Origin of the sequence: Parundibacterium terreum, assembly GCF_014636315.1 — a bacterium.
GTDB classification, from domain to species: Bacteria; Pseudomonadota; Gammaproteobacteria; order Burkholderiales; family Burkholderiaceae_D; genus Undibacterium; species Undibacterium terreum.
In genome coordinates this window covers 130,076-148,460 of sequence record NZ_BMED01000002.1, presented here as the reverse complement: position 1 = coordinate 148,460, position 18,385 = coordinate 130,076, and the positions used below count along the sequence as shown (strand labels likewise).

Below are 18,385 nucleotides of genomic sequence, written 5' to 3'. Positions count from 1 at the left end.
TCCGTCGTTCTGTCGCAGTTCAATTGAGGAGGAAAGCAGGTTTTCGTAAGATGCTTACATCGGATCAGACAAACATGGCTAGCTGATTACGACAAAAATATGGGCCATACAATAAAAGGATATCCACCATGAACACCAGGACACGTAACTACTTGTTGAGCTTTGCAGTGCTGCTTGTTATTGCCGCTTTGGCAGTCGGCGCCTTGCTGTCGTTCGGCGGCCACGACGCCAACTGGGCCGTGACGGTAGATGGGGACTCTGTTGATGGCATCGCCGGCGCCGGTTTTGCATTTGGCGGGATGGTGATAGGCCTGGTTGCTGCGGTCTTCGCGCTGGTGATAGTCGGCGCGGTATTGGCCGGAGTATCGCTGTTCCTGATGGGGCTGTTCGCCTTCATCCTGCTGATCGTGTTGCTGGCCTTGGCCCCGGTTGTGCTGCCGGTAGTCTTGCTGATTGCCGCAATTGCTTACATAGCCCGCAGAAAACAGGCTTAAGCCCCTAAAATTCCACATCAAACCGGGCCATTTACTTGTATTGTAAATGGCCCGGATTTGCTTTTTCAGCAACACTGTTTTGACGATAGCCGGTTTTCGTTGAAATCATGCCATGCTCTTGCAACTTCCTCTATCTTCCCTTCTTTTTGTAGAATCATCTTCTTGATGCCAAGGAAATGCGTTCCGGCCTTATCGTTTTAGTGCCAGCGATGTTAAGATGCGGGGCTTTTATAATGCATGGGGCAGGATATTGCCATTATTGAAATTTAAAGAGGGTGCATGAAAGACTATTACTTTGTTTTGGGAATATCGAGCACAGCACCGCTGTCAGAGGTAAAAAAAGCATTCAGGCAGAAGGCTGCCGAATTTCACCCGGACAGGAATACATCGGAAATCGCACCAGAAAAATTCCGCGAGATCAGGGAAGCCTATGATGTCCTGTCGGACGAGGCTGCCCGCGCCGCCTACGATGAAAATCGGCGGCGCAACCTGCTGGAAGATCCCCTGCAGACCGCAACAGAAATTTGGAAGAATTATTTATCAGGAGTAGTGCAGTGAAGTTGTCACAATTTTTTGAAGCCCTGGCATCGGCGTATGATGCGGAACTGGAGGACTTGCGTAGCGATTCCGAAGGCAACGATATATTGCGCAAGCGCCTGATGACCAAGCGTGGCGAAGTGCCGCTGCTGCTGCCCATGCTGAAGAGCAATCCCGAAATGATTGCGGTAGCTTTTCACGGCGGCATGAAATTCTTGAATCCTTTGGTACTCGAAGTGCTGGCGTCGAAAGAGCCAAATAGATTTCCTTCATGGAAAGAACTGAAGTCCAGCGTCGTGCTGGAAGCATGGGCCGAGAAATTGAGTGCGATTGTGTTGGATAATGTCGATGGTGATCAGTTCATGGTGACTGCTGCCTGCCTGGAATATCTGAACAAAAGCGGCAAATCGCGCGCCAACAGCCCCTCCAATGTCGAAGAGCATGAAGAGGAAGATGAAGACGACAGCGAAGCCAATGAGGGCCGCTACCACGTCGATACCCGCAACGGCAGCGGCGACGAGTACGATGAAGACCAGCAAGACCTGGAAGAGGCCGGGGCTGACTGGCTGGTGGAACAAGGTTTCGACCGTAAAGATTAAATAGAACTAAGCAGAATCAAACAGAATTATTTAGGACGACAATGAAGACAAATTTTCCGGCGCTGATAGAGGCGCAAAGCCTGGTCAAGATAGGCGATATAGTCGGTGCGGAATCGGCATTGGCGACGATGGCGGAAACGGAGGGTGATCACGCACTGGTGGCGGCGCTGGATGAGTTTCCTGCCAAGGACTTGCTGGCGATCATCCGTGAATACGACACATCGAAGGAATCCCTGGTCAACCTGCTGGTGACGCCTGAGCAGTTCGCCAAAGCGGTTGTGCTTGAGAAGCGTTATGGCGATCTTAGCCATGAGCAATTGCGCGGCATGATCAATTCCGTCATCTTCCGCGAAGGCGCAGATCCGGCCGAGTTCCTGTACGAGATCGGTGAACTGGATGGCGGCTACGATGCGCTGGTCGATTACCTGTCCGAGCGCACCAAGCGCGTGGAACACTTCTACCGCTATGGCACTTTTGATCTGTTTGAATACGGCGATGAAGTCAAGACCCAGGCTATCGACGATGATCTGATGAACCTGAGCGGCGATACCGATGCGTCGCTGTCGCCGCAGGACATGGCCAATGTGATCGACCATGACTGGATGGAAGTGACCTACATCCTGCGCTTCCAGTTGCCGGAACTGTTCAGGGAAGTATTGCTGAAATTGCGCACCCGTTACCAGAATAGTGCCCAGGCCTTGGAAGACGCCGAAGCCGAAATGCTGGCCAAGGACGAGGACGACGAAGATGCACCGAAGAACGAGAAGGAAGACAAGGGCGACGAAGAAGAGTCTGCGCTGTAAGCGCCGGTCTTCGGAAGCTGCTTTGCTTCTTTCCAATGCGCCACCGCTGGCTCCGGCTGCGGGAGGCGCTTTCTCTTTCCATGCCCCTGTTTGAATAAGGGCTGAATGCCAAGGCAATCAATGTCCGATACTACTTTCAATGTTTCCCTGTTTGAAGATCGCCCTTTCTTTGAAAGGGCATTGCGGCTTGGCGTTCAGCAAGGCGTGATAGACCAGGCCAAGATCGCAGCGATAGAAACCGATGCGCCCAAGGGCATGGTGCAGATTGCGGAGGCCTTTGGCAGCAAGTATCTGCGGCCCGAGATAGAAACGGCACGCAAGCGCATTGTCAATCTGGTGAGCTTGTATTTGTCGGAGACGTCGAACGGCGATCTTCAGCTTGCCGCCAAGCTGATACGCGACAATAGTTTTCTGTCGCTGTCGCGCGGTGGCTCCGGCCTGATCAAGGCCTTGTTTGCGATGCCGGAGTATGCATTGCTGGGCCGTGAAGAAAAAGGCCGGGTTGAAGATTTCCTGGAGTTCTGGTCCCGCAAGGAAAGCCAGATCGACTATCAAAAAGCCCTGGCGCAGCGCAAGGCCAATTTGCTGGAGATAGAAGCAGGCTTCTGGTTTGGTGCGCAACTGGGTATGGAAAAGGCCGATCTGCAGGAACAGGATGCCGATGCAGAATCCGTGATCAGGACAGTGATGTTGCTGCGGCTGGCAGGCAAGACCGATACCAGCGTATTGAACCAGGTGGAGTTTGCGGCGCTGCTGGACAGCATGCGGGCCAAAGGTGCGAAGGTATCGAAGGTGCCAAAGGCCGGAAAGACGGCGAAGGCAAAAGCGGCGGAGATACCGGAAAAATACCGCGCTATCGCAGAGCGTATCCAGAAGGAAGTCGGGGAGCGTGACCTGCCGCGTATCCAGGATATGGAAATGTCGCTGGACAGGCTGGTGTATGAACTGAAAGACAGGTATTTCCTGGGGGATTATGAAGTAGAAGATACCTCGGAATATGATGCGCTGGTGTCCAAGGAGTGGACCAAGGTGACGAAGGGGAAAAGCGATATCGATTCGCTGCTGACCCTGTTCCTTTGCCTGTCGGCAGACTTGCCACCCAAAACCAGCCTGACCGAAGCCGGTGCGAAGAAACTGGTGAAGAAGCTGCGCGATGAAGGCTTCAATCCGGATGCCGCGACGGATTTCATCAAGACCGCAGCACCGCATGAAAAACAGGAAAGCCTATTGGCCGACTGGGAAGAATTTGTGGAAGAAGCGAATAACTACCTGATGGATGACTGGGATAGCAATTACACCGGGGCAATGCGCTTCCTGCGCGAGAACTGCTATATAGAGAAAGCGGCAAAGAAATAGGAGCCGGATTCTGCATCAACAAAACTGACGGCGATCATTTGATCGCCGTTTTTTTTACTCCCTTACTCTTAGTAGGTATACAGACCGGCATTGCGGGCGCGCTGCCTCACCAGGCCCAATACCGCATTGATGAAGGGCGTGTCCACGCCGACTACTTGCGCCAGTTCGTGCGCCACTGCAAGTATGGGATCGATTTCCATCTGGCGCCCGGCTTCCAGGTCTTGCAGCATCGAGGTCTTGAAGGCGCCGAGTTTTCTGGTGATGACCGTGCGTTCGCGCGCATCCATCGGCAACTGTATGCCTATTTTTTCGCCTATGCGTTTTGCTTCTTCCATCATGTCCAGCACCAGTTGATGGGTCAGCGGGTCATCCAGTATTGCATCCAGCGTTGACGAGGTAAGGGCGCTGATGGGATTCATGTTCATATTGCCCCATAGCTTGGTCCAGATATCCTGGCGGATGTTCTCGCTGGCTTTTACTTCGAACCCGGCTTGCGCTAGCAGGCCTGCAACCAGTTCAAGGCGGCTGGAGCGGCTGCCATCCGGCTCGCCGATGATCAGTTGATTGCCCATGCCGCGCCGTATCACGCCCGGCCCCTGTATCGTCGATCCCAGATGGACCACACAGCCCAGGACTTGAGCAGGCGGCAGGTAGTCCGACAGGTTATGCTGCGGATCTGTGGTTTTTAGCCAGGTGTCGGCGTATGGGCCCTGGATACCCGCCATGAACCACCAAGGCACGCCATTCATCGCCGGCACGATCACGGTATCGGCGGAAATCAGGCCTTGCAATGACTGTACCGATTCAAACAGGGCCGGGGCCTTCAGACATAGAAAGACAATGTCCTGCGCGCCGAGTTCATCGGCGGACGCCGCCGCCCTGGGATGGCTGGTCAATTCCTGCTCTTGCTCCAGCAGCTTCAGGCCGTTGGACTGGATGGCGGCCAGATGCGCACCGCGCGCCAGCACCGATGTCCTGATGCCGGCATGCTCCAGCCTGGCTGCGATCAGGCCGCCTACTGCACCGGCGCCTACTATCGTTATCTTCAAGTCTTTCATCTTGGTCCCTGCGCTGGTGTTGTCCGTCATGGGTTGATTTTGCGGCAAGGCAGCGGCAAATAAGCGCCAGGTACACTGGTCTGGTTATTCCCCTTGGCTGTCATGTTGGTCGGCGCGTCTGCATTGCCGCATACCCAGGTGACGGGGACGATAGCTGCACCTTCCACCACGCCCGGACGTATCGACAAAATCTTGCCGCGAATAACGCTCTGCGCGCGGTTGCCGAAGGTGATATTGATTACGCCATCCTGTACGCTGAGGGCGCTGACATAGTTGTTGACGATTTTGTCGGCGGCAGGCAAACCAGCCGCGGCATTATCTACCGGCAAGGGCTGCTTGTCGGCCCAGGCGGCAGCAACAGGTTTTTTTGCAATGTCGGCCAGCGTCATGCCGTTTTCTATCTGCTCGCGCACAATCTTGTATTGATAGGATGGCAGCGCCATCGCAGCCAGGATTGCAATCACAGCCACGACAACCATCATTTCCAGCAAGGTGAAGCCGGTTTTCTTTGTCATCATCTTGTTGCCTTATCAGACTATCATTGGTTTTTGAAGCGATTTGACAGCAAATTGCGCAAAATCGTCCATAGATACGCTAGTGTAAATCAGCCTTGCTAGCAAAAAAGGAAAATTGTTTCCCCTAGTGGAACTTTGTCATTCTTGCTATAGTCAAAAGCTTTGTCTATTTTGATGTCGCCTTTGTTTAATTCCCTGTTTTTTATTTCAACAGCCTCTGCAGCCATATATAGCCTTTATGTTATCTACTTTTAATTTCCGCCTTACCCCCGTCCCTTTTGCGATATTGGCTGCCTTTGGCGGCGCTGCTTACGCACAACAACCCGCGGGCAACGCAGAGTCGGAAAAAACGGAGCAAGCGGAAACTACGGACGTAAAAGCGGGTAAGGCAGCAAGTGGAAAAACGGCGGCACCGGTAGCGAAGCAGGAAAAAGCCGAAGCGGTCAGGACTGTGGAAATATCTGGTAACAGGGAATATGACGAGCGGCGCCTGGATACCGCGACCAAGGTCGTGGTCACGCACGAAGAGATCGTCAAGTTCGGTGACAGCACTGTGGCCGATGTGCTGAAGCGCTTGCCCGGTATTACGATAGGCGGCGTGCAGGGGCGGGGCGGGGAGATTCGCATGCGTGGGCTGGGTTCAGGTTATACGCAGATATTGCTGAACGGTGAACCCAGCCCTCCCGGCTTCTCCCTGGATTCCATCGCGCCGGAGCTGATAGAGCGCATAGAGATCATGCGTGCCGCTACGGCTGAATACAGTACGCAGGCCATCGCCGGTGCAATCAATATCGTGTTGAAGAAGGCGGTGCAGACTGCGCAGCGGGAGATCAAGCCGGGTGCGTCCTATGAGCATGGTGTGTGGTCTGAAGGTGTCAACCTGCAGTTGTCAGACCGGATAGACAAATTATCCTATTCGCTGGCTGGCGCTACGTACCGGGGCCGTTGGGAGCGTCCTTCCACGATAGAGGAAATTGGTACCGATGCCACGGGTAAGCAAGACCTGGCGCGCCATTACACCGATGAAAATCACGGACGTTTTGAAGTTGTGAATATCTCGCCACGGCTGAACTGGGTTTTACCCAACGGCGATAACCTGACTTCGCAAAGCTTTGTGACTCATAATGAGTCTGAAGGCAATACCAGGGAAAATATTACAACCTCGATAGGCGACGCTCCTCTCTACGCGAGCAATTCCCAGCATTTCAAATCCCGGTCCAATATGTTTCGCACCGATGTGAACTGGATCCATAAGCTGAGCGAAGGTGCGAAGCTGGATGTGAAGTTTGGTGCCAACTATAACAAGCGCGACTCCGACGTGGCCTATCAGGGATATAGCGATACCGGCGTGTTTGAGCTGGACCGCAAGCTGACTACCGATGCCACCGACAAGGGTTTTACCGCGAGCGGCAAATATTCCACGCCTATCATCACCGATCACGCACTGGTGGTCGGCTGGGACGGCGCCTATAGCCAGCGCGGCGAAGACCGTCTGCAAAACGACGCCACCTTCACCGGCATTACTCCTATCAACCTGAACGAGAGCTTCAGCGCCACGGTCAAACGCTTGGCCGTATTTGCGCAGGATGAGTGGAGTGTCACGCAACGCTGGTCGGTGTATATGGGTTTGCGCTGGGAGACGCTGGATACCAGCAGCGAGGGCAAGCTGTTTTCCGCAGTGAGCAACCGCTCCGCTGTGTGGAGCCCTTTATTGCAGACCTTGTGGAAATTGCCTGACTCCAAGAACGACCAGGTGCGCTTCGGCCTAACCCGCACTTACAAGGCGCCATCCACCGGCAACCTGATTCCGCGCCGCTACCTGTCCAATAATAATAGTGCCGTCAGCCCGGACAGCCAGGGCAATCCTAACCTGCGCCCCGAGTTGGCCTGGGGCCTGGATGCTGCATACGAACACTATCTGCCTGATGGCGGCCTGCTGAGCGCCAGCGTGTTTTATCGCCGCATCGACGACATCACACGCCAGCAATTGTCTTTTACCAACGGATCCTGGGTCACGATGCCGGTGAATGACGGCCAGGCGACTACGCGAGGCATAGAACTGGAAGCCAAGATGCCATTGCGTTCTTTGTATAAGACGGCGCCGGCGATCGATTTCCGGGCCAATCTGTCTTTCAACTGGTCCACCTTGTCCACCGTACCGGGACCGAACAACAGGCTGGATTCCCAAACACCTGTCAGCGCCAATCTGGGCATGGACTACAAGGTAGGCGGCATGCCGCTGACCCTGGGCGGCAACCTGAGCTTCCAGGATGGCGGCCCGGTGCGCCTGTCCGGCACGCAGAGCTCTTACTCTGCACCCAAGCGCGTGCTGGATATGTTCGGCCTGTGGAAGTTCGATGCCAAGACCCAGTTGCGCATTTCCCTGGCCAATATGCTGCATCAGGATAATGTCGCTGCGACGATTTATGCCGATGCAACGGGATCGCAGCGCCAAACCACCTTCACGCCGACCAATACCGTCGTGAGGGTGCTGCTGGAACAAAAATTCTGATTGTATTGACACCTGCCCGCGAGGGCAGGCCTTCGTAACTTGGTAACTTCATAAAGCTGGCCTGACATGACAGCGCCAGCCTAATCAGTGATAATGCTTGCCGTACTCTTTATGAAGCGGCCAGCATTACATGAATGACATCGTTCCCCTATTCGGCTTTACTACCACTCCGCTGGAGCTGGTTTCATTCGTACTGTCCGTCATTACCGTCGCCCTGAACATACGGCAGACCCATTGGGCCTGGCTCTTCTCTATCCTTGCTTCCGGCCTGTATGCACTGGTGTTTGCGCAATCCCGGCTGTATGGCGACGCCGGTTTGCAGCTGGTGTTTATCGCGGTGTCGGTATGGGGATGGTATCAATGGCTGCGTGGAGGAACTGCCCATGGCGAGTTGCAGATATCACGGCTGTCCGGAGCTGGCTGGGCTAAGTCAGCGCTGATGTGGCTGGCAGGCTTTGGCATCCTGTCCATTTTCCTGAAGTCGTATACCGATACCGACGTACCTTATATGGATGGTTTCCTGACGGCCGGTAGCTTGCTGGGGCAATTGCTGCTGTCCCGCAAGAAGCTGGAAAACTGGCATGTATGGATATTGGTGGACATCCTGTATGTCAGCTTATACATGTACAAGCATCTGATGCTGACGGCGATCCTGTATGCGCTGTTTGTGATCATGGCAGCCATGGGTTTGCGCGCGTGGAATAATTCGGCGGCAGTACCCGCAGCCGTTGCCGGCAGTTAGGCGTTCATGCAAGCTGCAGACATCAAACGCATTGCGATACTGGGTGCGGAATCCTCTGGAAAATCTTCTCTGGCCGAGCAACTGGCTGCCCACTACCAGACGGAGTGGGTGCCCGAGTATCTGCGTGAATTCGTCGAGACCCATCAGCGCGTTCCGGTAGAGGGCGACCAGTTCCATATCGCCAGCACCCAGGTCGCCCGCGAAGAGCAAGCCTTGTCGCGTGCCAACCGTTTTCTGTTTTGCGATACCACGCCGTTAATGACGGCGATCTACAGCCACTTCTATTTTGTACAGGCGGATGCACCCTTGCAGCAATTGACGCGAGCGCGTGTTTACGATTTTACGATAGTGACTGCGCCAGATTTGCCGTGGACACCGGACGGCTTGCAGAGGGAGTCGGAAGCGATGCGCCAGATGGTGCATGATGAATTACTGAAGGAATTGCAGGCCAGGGCCATCCCCTACCTGCTGGTAAGCGGGGACATGCAGCATCGCATGTCCCTCGTACACGCTGCGCTGGACGCAGCGGGATGGATATAGCGCTTAAAAGCAAAAACCTTAGAAGTCGAACTGCGCCGATACTTTATACAGGCGCGATGCCCCCGGGAACAGATAGCCGCCCAGCGATTGCGTCACATCGCGCCAGTAGAACTTATCAAACACATTGTCTACATTGAAGCGCAGCGTCGTCGCAGTACCGGCGATCTGGGTTGCATAGCGCGCGCCCAGGTTGACCACTAAGTAGCCGGGGACCGTCACACGATTGTCCGGGCTGAATGCCTTGTCGCCGGAATACAGTACTGTCGCATTCACGTTCAGGCCGCTCACCTGTTGTACGGCATAGTCCGCATATACACTGGCTTTCAATGACGGCACGTTGGTGACGCGCTTGCCTTCGAGCGTGACATCACCGGTGTCGTATTGGCGTGCGCGCAATGCGGTCAGGCTGGCGCCCAGCGACAGATCGCTGGTGATCCTGCCTTGTGCGGCCAGCTCCAGACCGGTATGTTTTTCCTGGCCTGCCTGCAGATAAGTCGGGAACTCATCGTCAGCCGACAATAGCTTGCTGATTTCCAGCGACTTCTTGATCTGGAACACGGCAGCCGTCACAGTCAGGTCCCGGCCAACGTCGGCCTTGACGCCCAGTTCATATTGTTTGGATTTGTTCGGATTCAGCAACTGGTTCACATTTTCTGAGCCGAAAGGTGCGATGCCGCCGTGCTCCAGTCCTTCAGTGTATGAACCGTACACCGACCAGTTCTTTTGCGGGCTGAATACCAGCGCCACGTTCGGCAACAGGTAGCTGCGGTCGTACTTTGCTTCAGGCGTATCGGCGTCGATATACTGGTCGCGCTTGATGTGCACATGGCGCGCACCCAGGTGCAATTTCAGATTGTCCGTCAGGCTCAGGACGTCCTGGGCGAAAACCGACCATTCCTTTTCATGCCGGCGCAGCGAAACGTTTTGCGTCACATTGCTGGAGGAGGGCACGACCACAGGGTGGAAAATATTGCTGGTGCCCACGTAGTCGTACACATAGTCGCCAAACCTGTCCTTGCGCTCAAAACTGGAAAACCCCAATGTCAGTTCATGCTGCAGGCCTGCTGTCAGGAATTTACCCTGCAACAGCGCTTGCGTAGCCAGCGGCGATTTGGATTCGTTGGTGCTTTGGTAATCGTACACATCATAGTCGCCGTTGGCGCAATAGCCTGCGATCTCGCCGCAGCCGTAAGGGAAGGCTGTGAAATCGTCGCGCTTGAACTCATGCTTGTTCGCCGCCAGCGATGCTTTCCAGTTCTGGTTCAGCTTGTATTCAAAACGAAGGCCGATATTGCTGTCGCGGGTATCCACCGGGCGGGCCCAGGGCTGGCTGTTCAGCATGGTGTCGGCGCTGACATTTCTTGGTAAGTCCGTGCCGTTGAACAGTTGGAAGCCGGGCACGGTCAATTGCGACTTGTGCTGGTAATCCATATCCAATTGCAGCAGTGCCTGCGGCGAGATTTTCCAGTCGAAGGCGAGGGAGCCAAACTGGCGCTGGCCGTCCGCGCCTTTTACATAGGAGCGCAATCTCTCATCGGCGGCATTGATGCGGTAGCCGAAACGGCTGTCATCAAATTGCCCACCCAGATCGACCGCGCCATACAGCGTGCCGCGCTCACTGGCGCCCACGGTGACAGAGCGTAGCGGCGTTTCCGTCGGACGCTTGGTTACATAGTTGATGACGCCGCCAGGCGTGGCAAAGCCAGCCTGGAAGCCGGCGATGCCCTTCAGTATTTCTATGCGTTCCTTGTTTTCCAACGGGATGGATGCATCGCCTGGTATAGCCAGTCCATCCTTGCGGTAGCTGCTGGAATTGTCCAGCGCAAAACCGCGTATGGAAAATTGTTCCGCGTAACCGATCGCATTGTAGGAATCATTGACGCTGGCATCGTACTTCAGCGCATCGGTGGTCTGGCGTACTTGCAGATCCTGCATCAGGTTTTGCGTGAACACGGTGATGGAAGCGGGCGTTTCCACGATAGGCGCGCTGGAGAAGCCGCCGACGCTGGCGCGGTCCGCCTTATTATTGTCTTGCTTGACGGCGCTGATCACGACTTCCGGCAACGCGCTTTGCGCAAAAGCGGGAATGGCAAATGCCTGCGCGACGGACAGGGCGATGATGGTGCGGCCGATGGAGTAGCGGACGCGTGAAGATGATAAGTTGGACATGTTTGCTCTGTAAATTCCGGTTGCTTTGTACTGGAAGCGACGCTGGAGAGCAAACAAAGATAGGGGAGGAGCTTTGCGCTTCCCTGCGCTGGCATTATCCAGATCAGGTTCGGAGGGTATTTCTCACCCGGAAACAATGCTTCCAGGACCCCTAGCGAGGATGCCACTTTACCACGAAACCCCCGGCTTTCGCGAGGGGCATGCTGATATCCATCATGGCCAAATGGCTATATAGGCGGGTTTTAGCTTGTTTTGTTGCCTAATTGCTTTGTTTTGACAGCCTGTAGCTTTGCCGCAGGCCCTCGACCGAATACACGGCGAGCGCTGCCCAGATCGCGACAAAGCCTATCAGCCTGTCTCCATTGAACGGTTCTTTGAACAGTAATACGCCCAGCAGTAATTGCAGTGAGGGTGAAATGTATTGCAGCAAACCCAGGGTGGACATCGGTATCAACCTGGCGCCGGCCGCAAATAACAGCAAGGGGATGGCCGTGATAGGGCCGGCTGCCAGCAGTAGTAGCTGGGACGGCGTGGAAGCGCCGCCAAAATGGCTTTGCCCCTGGCTGCTCAATATTGCCAGATAGGCTGCAGCAAGCGGGAATAGCAGCAAGGTCTCCAGCGAAAGCCCTTCCAATGCACCCAGCTTTGCGGTCTTGCGCAGCAGGCCGTAGCCGCCGAAGGTCATCGCCAGCGATAGACCTATCCAGGGCACATGTCCCGCCTGTACTGCAAGCCATAAGACGCCGCAGGCGGCCATTGCGACCGACACCCACTGGCCTGGCCGCAGGCGCTCATGCAACAGCAGGAAGCCCAGTACCACATTCACCAGCGGCGTCATGAAATAACCCAGGCTCGAATCAATGACGTGGCCGTTGTTGATGGACCAGATATAGATAAACCAGTTGCCCGACAGTAGCAGCGCGCTGGCAGCAAAACCGGCAACCAGCCTCGGCTGGCGGGCCACATCGCGCAACCATGACCATTGCCTGCGTGCCAGCAATACCAGGGACAGGAAGAGCAGCGACCACAGCATGCGGTGCAGCAGTATTTCTATAGGCGCAAATTCGTGCAATGACCTGAAATAGAGTGGAAACAAACCCCAGAGTATGTAAGAGGTGGCGGCGAATATTATGCCTTTACGCATGACGGACAATCAGAATTGGAGGGAGGAGGCAGGCAGGTCAAATCTTTGCCAGAACTCATTTCATGACTATTTTTATAAAATGAGCAAATGAGTTCTAGCGGCATGCCCTTGTTCATTTGGCATTATCGCAGCAAATCGGCATTCTCACAGGGCAACTAGGCTGCTGCCGCGAGGGATCAAAAATAAAGGGCAGGCAGCCATTGCTTTTCCTTGTACTTGTCCCATCTATCAGCTAGCTTTCTTACAAGGGGCAGTCCATGCAAATGATGAATAGTGCCGATAGTGCAGGTACCACTGATAGCGTAGATGTATCGATAGGCGGTCCTTGCCAAGGGCGCGGCGTTTGCGAGTATCTTCATCGTGGGAGCAGATGATGCCGCTGCTGTATCTATTGTTATTTTCGCTGCTGACGATGGGCCTGGTATTCTGGATTCCCAAATACAGGCTGCGTCGCGCTGTCCGGCAGCCTTTTCCCGGCAATTACTCCCGTATTCTCAGACGGAATATTCCGGCCTATGCCAGGATGCCAACGCATCTGCAGTTACAGTTGAAGCGCCTGATCAAGCAATTCCTGCATGAGAAAAAATTCATAGGCTGTGATGGCTTCAGGATCAATGATGAAGTCAGGGTGACGATAGCCGGCAAGGCTTGCATGCTGTTGCTGAATCGTCCTGCCAGCGTATTTCCAGACCTGAAGCTGGTGCTGGTCTACCCTTCCGCGTTCATTGCGCCGCGTACGGAACTGGGTGCCGGCGGCATTGTCACCCATGCGAACCAGACCCTTTCTGGCGAATCCTGGAGCGATGGCAGGGTGATCCTGGCCTGGGATCATGTGCAGCAAAGGAATACGGATTTTATCGATGGACACAACGTGGTGTTGCACGAATTTGCGCACCAGCTCGATAGCGAGACCGGTGCACCCAACGGTGCTCCGCAATTGATGAGCAAGGAAAAATACCAGCGCTGGTCTGCGGTGATGATGCATGAGTTTCGCAAGCTGCAGGAGGCAGCGGCCTATCACATGGAGAGCGCAATGGATTATTACGGCGCGACCAATCCGGCAGAATTCTTTGCAGTGGCGACCGAGACTTTTTTTGAGAAATCCTGGCAGATGGCGGAATTTCATCCCGCCCTGTTTGCCGAGTTAAGGGAGTATTACCGCGTAGATCCTCGCGAGTGGCACTAGGCTTGCGCTAGAACTCATTTCATAAATAGGAGTGAGATGCGTTTTCCTTAAAAGCGGCGCTGGCAAGACGTGCGAGGCGTCAATAGCGGGGCTATTGACGGGGCCGCCGAGGTAACGAGCGCAACGCAGCCAGCGCCGCTTTTAAGGCAAACCCTCCGGGAACGGCCCATTTGGGCGCATTGCAGCGTTGTGCCGCTAGCAAAGACGGCCAGTCTTTGCGTCGCGACACGCCTCGCACTGCATCTCAAATGGACTCGTTCGCACTCGCTCCTATTTATGAAATGAGTTCTAGTGACTGCGTTTTTTGCGCGCTCTGTCGAGATATTTGCAGACTGCTTCCGTGCCATCCAGGATGCGCGGCCCGGAGCGGTTGACCCAGTCGCCTTTGACGATATATAGATTGGATTTTTCAACTGCTGCCAGCTTGCTGAAGCGGGTCCAGTTTTCCAGCGCTTCCTGTTTTTCGCCATCGGTGGTCATGATGACTTCAGGATTGGCTTTCAGCACCGCTTCGGTATTTACGGTGGGGCTGATTTCACGCAGCTTGCCAAAGATGTTTTCACCGCCGCATAGCCGGATCGCTGCCGATACCATATGGGTGTCGTTCAGCGTCATCAAGGGGCTGCGCCAGATCTGGTAGAACACGCTCACCGGCTTTGTTCCCGGTGCTTGCGCATAGGTTTTCTTTAAATTCTGCAGCCGTTCACGGAATGCACTCGCTGCCGATTTTCCGGTCGCGGCTGTGCCGGTCAGCACCGCCAGGCGTTCCATCGACGTGGCGATTCCTTCATAGTCGTGCGGATCGCTTTGATAGACGTTCAGGTGCAGGCCGCGCAGCTTGTCGGCAATGGCGCTGCCGTTGCCTGTACCCCACACCACGACCAGGTCCGGCTGCAAGGCCAGTACGCGCTCGAAATCCAGCGCGAATACATTGCCGACGGAAGCAATTTTCTTTGCCTGTTCAGGATAGTCGCTGTATTCGCTGACGCCGATTACCCTGGAGCCCGCGCCAGCGGCGAACAGCAGCTCTGTAGTATGCGGCGCCAGGCTGATGATGCGCGCCGCAGGCTTTTCCAGCGCAACGGTGCGTTGCGCATCGTCGATGACGCTGACGCTTGTTGCAACTACTGCAGCGAAAGAACTGGCGCAGCAAGCAGCGAAGATTATGCCGACTAGCATGCTGCCGGCTCTACAACTCATGCTCATGTTAATGCTCACGCCACGACGCATCTTTTGCATCAGACTTCGAGGTTGTCGATCAGACGGGTTTTGCCCAGTTTGGCTGCAGCAACCACTACCAGTGGCGCTTTTTGTGCCAGGTCGCCTGCCGACGGCGGTTGCAAGTCGGCTTGCTTGCGCACGGCGATGTAGTCTGGATTCCATTGGCGGGCCGCCAGTTTGGCCATCGCTTTTTTCTCCAGCTCGAATACGTCCAGGTGGCCGGCGCGCAGTTCTTGCGCGACTTCGTTCAAGGTCTGGTACAAGGCTGGCGCCTCTGCGCGCTCAGCGTCGCTCAGATAGCCGTTGCGGGACGACAAAGCGAGGCCGTCGTCCGCGCGCCAGGTTTCGGCGGCGATGATTTCAGTCGGCAATGCGAATTGCTTGGACATATTGCGCACTATCATCAACTGCTGGTAATCCTTCTTGCCGAAGACCGCCACTTTAGGCTGCACGCATGAAAACAGCTTCAGCACGACAGTGGTCACGCCAGTGAAAAAGCCGGGACGGAATTCGCCTTCCAGGATATTGCCCAGGTCATCCGGCGGGCGCACGCGGTATTCTTGCGGCTCAGGGTACAAGTCTTTTTCTGTCGGTGCGAACAGCACATACACGCCTTCTTTTTCCAGCTTTTCTACGTCGGCCTGGAAAGTGCGCGGATATTTGTCAAAGTCTTCGTTCGGTCCGAATTGCAGGCGGTTGACAAAGATGGAGGCAACCACCGGATCGCCGTGTTTCTTCGCCAGGCGCATCAGCGACAGGTGGCCTTCATGCAGATTGCCCATGGTTGGTACAAAGGCAGTACGCAACTGGCCGCGCAACTGGTCGCGCAATTCTTCGATGGAGGAAATGATTTTCATGTGTCTGTTTTCAAAAGTGTGACATTTCTTTTTTGAAGCGCCGCGGGCTGCAGTACTTCAAAACAGGTGGTTTCTGCCTCAGCCTAGGCTGGCGAATAAGACAGCCTGACGTAAATCGGCGCAAAGGCTTCGGCCTGGGTAATTTCTATCAGCGTTTCTTTCGCCAGCTCCAGCAAGGCGACGAAATTGACGACCAGCACCGGCGCGCCTTTGGAGGGATCAAACAGGTCGGAGAATTCGACAAACTTGGCCGATTGCAGGCGCCGCAGGATGCCCGTCATATGCTCGCGCACCGACAGTTCTTCGCGGCTGATCTTGTGATGTGCCACCAGGGTGGCGCGTTTCAAAACGTCGGCCCAGGCAGCCTGCAAATCGACGACATCGACATGCGGCCAATGCAGGACGGTGTTGGTTTCTATGAAGACCTGCGCATGCAGGAAATCGCGGCCCAACTGTGGAACTGCATTGAGGTCATAGGCAGCCAGCTTCATCTGCTCGTATTCGAGCAGGCGCCGTACCAGTTCCGCGCGCGGATCTTCCGCTTCGTCACCGGTTTCGGTTTTGTTCACCGGCAGCAGCATGCGCGATTTGATCTCGATCAGCATCGCCGCCATCAACAGGTATTCTGCGGCCAGTTCCAGATTGTGCTTGCGGATTTGCTCCACGTATTCCAGGTATTGCAGGGTGACCTGCGCCATCGGGATATCGAGGATGTTGAAATTCTGTTTGCGGATCAGGTACAGCAAGAGATCCAGGGGGCCTTCAAAGGCCTCCAGGAAAATCTCCAGTGCATCGGGGGGGATGTACAGATCATTCGGTAGCTTGAACAGCGGTTCGCCATACAGTTTGGCGAAAGCGAGGCCATCGACCACATCGGGCGTGCTATCGGTAGAGCCGACCAGAGGCAGCTCAGTTGCCGGCAAGCTTGGTGCAACGCTCACGTATTAGCCTTTGTTTTGGTACACGTAAGCTTGTTGATTGATGCGGGATTCTTTGGTGCGCTGTTGCGTATCGAGGTCGATAGGCGCTTTATCCCATAGCAAGGCGCGGCCGTCACGCTGGCTTTGTTCCAGTGCCGGATTGGCTTGTTTCAAACCCTTGATAAACTGGGTTGCCTCGGATTCGTAAAGCTGGAATTGCTTGGATAATTTCATGATATCGCTATAAAAACGGTTAAAAGCATCAAAGGCAACATTTTACCCTGTTATTCGGACAGCAGATGCGGCAATTTCAGTGGATGCACAGGCCGGCGCAGAGTTGATTTGCCGGTAAGTCTATCTACAGATCTTGCTTCTTTAGCCATTTATCTACCAGCACAGGCTGATATTGCCTGAAGCGTTGTACCAGCTTTTGCGGATCGGCTTCGTTAAACAGCATTGCGAGATGCTCGGCCTTCAGAAAGCGGGAGGCCACGGTATGTTCCAGGAAGGCAATCAGGCTATTGTAGAAGCCGTCCACATTCAGCACACCGATGGGCTTGGTGTGGAAACCCAATTGCGCCCAGGTGAATACCTCGAACAACTCTTCAAGCGTACCCACGCCACCCGGCATGGCGATAAAACCATCGGATAAATCAGCCATCATCGCCTTGCGCTCGTGCATGTTGGCAACGATGTGCAGTTGGGTGAGGCCGGTGTGGCCTACTTCCTTGTCCATCAGTGCCTTCGGTATTACGCCGGTGGCCTTGCCGCCCAGGCGTAGCACCTCGTCTGCAATCACGCCCATCAGACCGACGTTGCCGCCGCCGTAGACCAGCGCGATATCGTTATCGACGAATTGCTTTGCCAGCGATTGTGCCGCTTCGGTATAGACAGCGGAGGCTCCTGCAGAGGAGCCGCAATACACGCAGATGGATTTCATGGGGAAGGGATTGTTTCTTTGGCGTTCATTTTGCGCAGGTATTCCTGCGACAGCTTTTCAAATACTTCCTTGGTCTCGCCGCGCAGATAGGGGCTGATCAGTACAATGACCTGATAGCAGCCGCGGGTCAGCGATTCCGACATGGCTTGCTGTTCCGTGTACTTGCGCGGATTCCTGACGTATTCGTAAGAGAGCCAATAAGTGGCGACTATGACCATATTGGTGGCCAGCGCATCGATATCCATGTCGGTTGCTTCAAACTCGCCATCGGCGCGCAGACCTGTACAGAGCTCGGTCGCCACCTTGATCTTATGCGTCAGGATTTGCTTGAAGTTCAGTTCCAGCTTACGGTTTCTGGACAGCAAATCATTCTGGTCGCGGTAAAAGAAACGGTAGCGCCACACCAGTTCAAAGGTCAGATGCAGATAAGTCCAGATATCCTGGATATTGGCCTTGCGTCCATGCGGGAAGGCCAGCTTCTTATTGATCTCTTCTTCGAACTGGGTAAAGATGGAATTGACGATATCGTCTTTATTGCGAAAGTGGTAATACAGATTACCAGGGGAGATGTTCATCTCTTCGGCGATCACGGTCGTCGTGATATTCGGTTCGCCGAATTCATTGAATAACCTGAGTGATAGTTCCAGAATGCGTTCTCTGGTGCGGCGAGGAGCTTTGTGTTGCATGTTATTTCTCTATGATTTTTCAATAGAATAACATTGAACACGCAATCCACAAAAATCATGGCGCGGCGCAAATGCTGGTGTATTGGCGATAAGCATTTGAAATATG

General features: G+C 54.6%; 19 protein-coding genes and 1 riboswitch. Of the genes, 9 read left to right on the top strand and 10 right to left on the bottom strand.

The genetic code is table 11. The features are described from left to right. Positions 1-128 precede the first annotated feature (128 nt). The 5 genes from IEW12_RS09680 to IEW12_RS09660 all read left to right on the top strand — a co-directional run bounded on the left by IEW12_RS09680 (position 129) and on the right by IEW12_RS09660 (position 3,789). A complete protein-coding gene (locus tag IEW12_RS09680; protein WP_188565865.1) occupies positions 129-494 on the top strand; it encodes a hypothetical protein in 366 nt (121 codons plus the stop codon). Between the two features lie 279 nt (positions 495-773). Beyond that, the gene (locus IEW12_RS09675; RefSeq protein ID WP_188565864.1) at positions 774-1,052 is read left to right on the top strand and encodes a DnaJ domain-containing protein; all 279 of its coding nucleotides are present in this window, start codon (positions 774-776) and stop codon (positions 1,050-1,052) included. Beyond that, on the top strand, positions 1,049-1,630 hold the full coding sequence (locus IEW12_RS09670; protein ID WP_188565863.1) for a hypothetical protein: 582 nt from the start codon (positions 1,049-1,051) through the stop codon (positions 1,628-1,630). The genes IEW12_RS09675 and IEW12_RS09670 overlap by 4 nt, the downstream gene beginning before the upstream one ends. 41 nt (positions 1,631-1,671) lie before the next feature. Continuing rightward, positions 1,672-2,433 (top strand): hypothetical protein, encoded by a 762-nt coding sequence (locus IEW12_RS09665; protein WP_188565862.1) that lies wholly within the window; start codon positions 1,672-1,674, stop codon positions 2,431-2,433. 120 nt (positions 2,434-2,553) lie between these two features. Further along, positions 2,554-3,789, top strand: a complete 1,236-nt coding sequence (locus IEW12_RS09660; protein WP_188565861.1) for a hypothetical protein — start codon at positions 2,554-2,556, stop codon at positions 3,787-3,789. 68 nt (positions 3,790-3,857) lie between these two features. Here the strand turns inward: IEW12_RS09660 and IEW12_RS09655 are convergent, their stop codons facing one another. Both IEW12_RS09655 and IEW12_RS09650 read right to left on the bottom strand, forming a co-directional pair. Continuing rightward, positions 3,858-4,877, bottom strand: a complete 1,020-nt coding sequence (locus tag IEW12_RS09655; protein ID WP_188565860.1) for a 2-dehydropantoate 2-reductase — start codon at positions 4,875-4,877, stop codon at positions 3,858-3,860. Then, entirely contained in the window at positions 4,874-5,365 is a 492-nt protein-coding gene (locus tag IEW12_RS09650; RefSeq protein ID WP_308789122.1) for a pilin, read from the bottom strand. Before IEW12_RS09650 ends, IEW12_RS09655 begins: the two co-directional genes overlap by 4 nt. A 235-nt stretch (positions 5,366-5,600) precedes the next feature. On the opposite strand from IEW12_RS09650, the gene IEW12_RS09645 reads away from it, so the two are divergent. The 3 genes from IEW12_RS09645 to IEW12_RS09635 all read left to right on the top strand — a co-directional run bounded on the left by IEW12_RS09645 (position 5,601) and on the right by IEW12_RS09635 (position 9,156). Continuing rightward, positions 5,601-7,874 carry a TonB-dependent receptor plug domain-containing protein gene (locus IEW12_RS09645; RefSeq protein WP_188565859.1) on the top strand — a complete coding sequence of 758 codons (2,274 nt, stop codon included), beginning with the start codon at positions 5,601-5,603 and terminating at the stop codon, positions 7,872-7,874. A gap of 130 nt (positions 7,875-8,004) precedes the next feature. Then, complete coding sequence (gene pnuC, locus IEW12_RS09640) at positions 8,005-8,616, top strand: nicotinamide riboside transporter PnuC (RefSeq protein ID WP_188565858.1); 612 nt, start codon at positions 8,005-8,007, stop codon at positions 8,614-8,616. 6 nt (positions 8,617-8,622) lie between these two features. Next, positions 8,623-9,156, top strand: coding sequence for an AAA family ATPase (locus tag IEW12_RS09635; RefSeq protein WP_188565857.1), 534 nt, complete (start codon positions 8,623-8,625; stop codon positions 9,154-9,156). Positions 9,157-9,174: 18 nt separating this feature from the next. Here the strand turns inward: IEW12_RS09635 and IEW12_RS09630 are convergent, their stop codons facing one another. Together IEW12_RS09630 and rarD are read right to left on the bottom strand one after the other, a co-directional pair. Further along, positions 9,175-11,325, bottom strand: coding sequence for a TonB-dependent siderophore receptor (locus tag IEW12_RS09630; RefSeq protein ID WP_188565856.1), 2,151 nt, complete (start codon positions 11,323-11,325; stop codon positions 9,175-9,177). A gap of 63 nt (positions 11,326-11,388) precedes the next feature. Then, a riboswitch (TPP riboswitch) is annotated at positions 11,389-11,488 on the bottom strand. Between the two features lie 96 nt (positions 11,489-11,584). After that, positions 11,585-12,469, bottom strand: a complete 885-nt coding sequence (rarD, locus tag IEW12_RS09625; RefSeq protein ID WP_188565855.1) for an EamA family transporter RarD — start codon at positions 12,467-12,469, stop codon at positions 11,585-11,587. Between the two features lie 343 nt (positions 12,470-12,812). On the opposite strand from rarD, the gene IEW12_RS09620 reads away from it, so the two are divergent. Then, entirely contained in the window at positions 12,813-13,655 is an 843-nt protein-coding gene (locus IEW12_RS09620) for a M90 family metallopeptidase (RefSeq protein WP_229751024.1), read from the top strand. A gap of 288 nt (positions 13,656-13,943) precedes the next feature. On the opposite strand, the gene IEW12_RS09615 is transcribed toward IEW12_RS09620, so the two are convergent. From IEW12_RS09615 to IEW12_RS09590, 6 genes are all read right to left on the bottom strand, one after another. Then, positions 13,944-14,834: a cobalamin-binding protein gene (locus IEW12_RS09615; protein ID WP_188565854.1), complete on the bottom strand. Its 891-nt coding sequence runs from the start codon at positions 14,832-14,834 to the stop codon at positions 13,944-13,946. Between the two features lie 59 nt (positions 14,835-14,893). Continuing rightward, positions 14,894-15,733, bottom strand: a complete 840-nt coding sequence (panC, locus tag IEW12_RS09610; RefSeq protein ID WP_188565853.1) for a pantoate--beta-alanine ligase — start codon at positions 15,731-15,733, stop codon at positions 14,894-14,896. A gap of 83 nt (positions 15,734-15,816) precedes the next feature. Continuing rightward, a complete protein-coding gene (locus IEW12_RS09605; RefSeq protein ID WP_188565852.1) occupies positions 15,817-16,674 on the bottom strand; it encodes a segregation and condensation protein A in 858 nt (285 codons plus the stop codon). Positions 16,675-16,677: 3 nt separating this feature from the next. Continuing rightward, positions 16,678-16,887 (bottom strand): DUF3460 family protein, encoded by a 210-nt coding sequence (locus IEW12_RS09600; protein WP_188565851.1) that lies wholly within the window; start codon positions 16,885-16,887, stop codon positions 16,678-16,680. Between the two features lie 124 nt (positions 16,888-17,011). Next, entirely contained in the window at positions 17,012-17,593 is a 582-nt protein-coding gene (locus IEW12_RS09595; RefSeq protein ID WP_188565850.1) for an LOG family protein, read from the bottom strand. Further along, positions 17,590-18,279 carry a TetR/AcrR family transcriptional regulator gene (locus IEW12_RS09590; protein WP_188565849.1) on the bottom strand — a complete coding sequence of 230 codons (690 nt, stop codon included), beginning with the start codon at positions 18,277-18,279 and terminating at the stop codon, positions 17,590-17,592. Before IEW12_RS09590 ends, IEW12_RS09595 begins: the two co-directional genes overlap by 4 nt. Between the last annotated feature and the right edge of the window lie 106 nt (positions 18,280-18,385).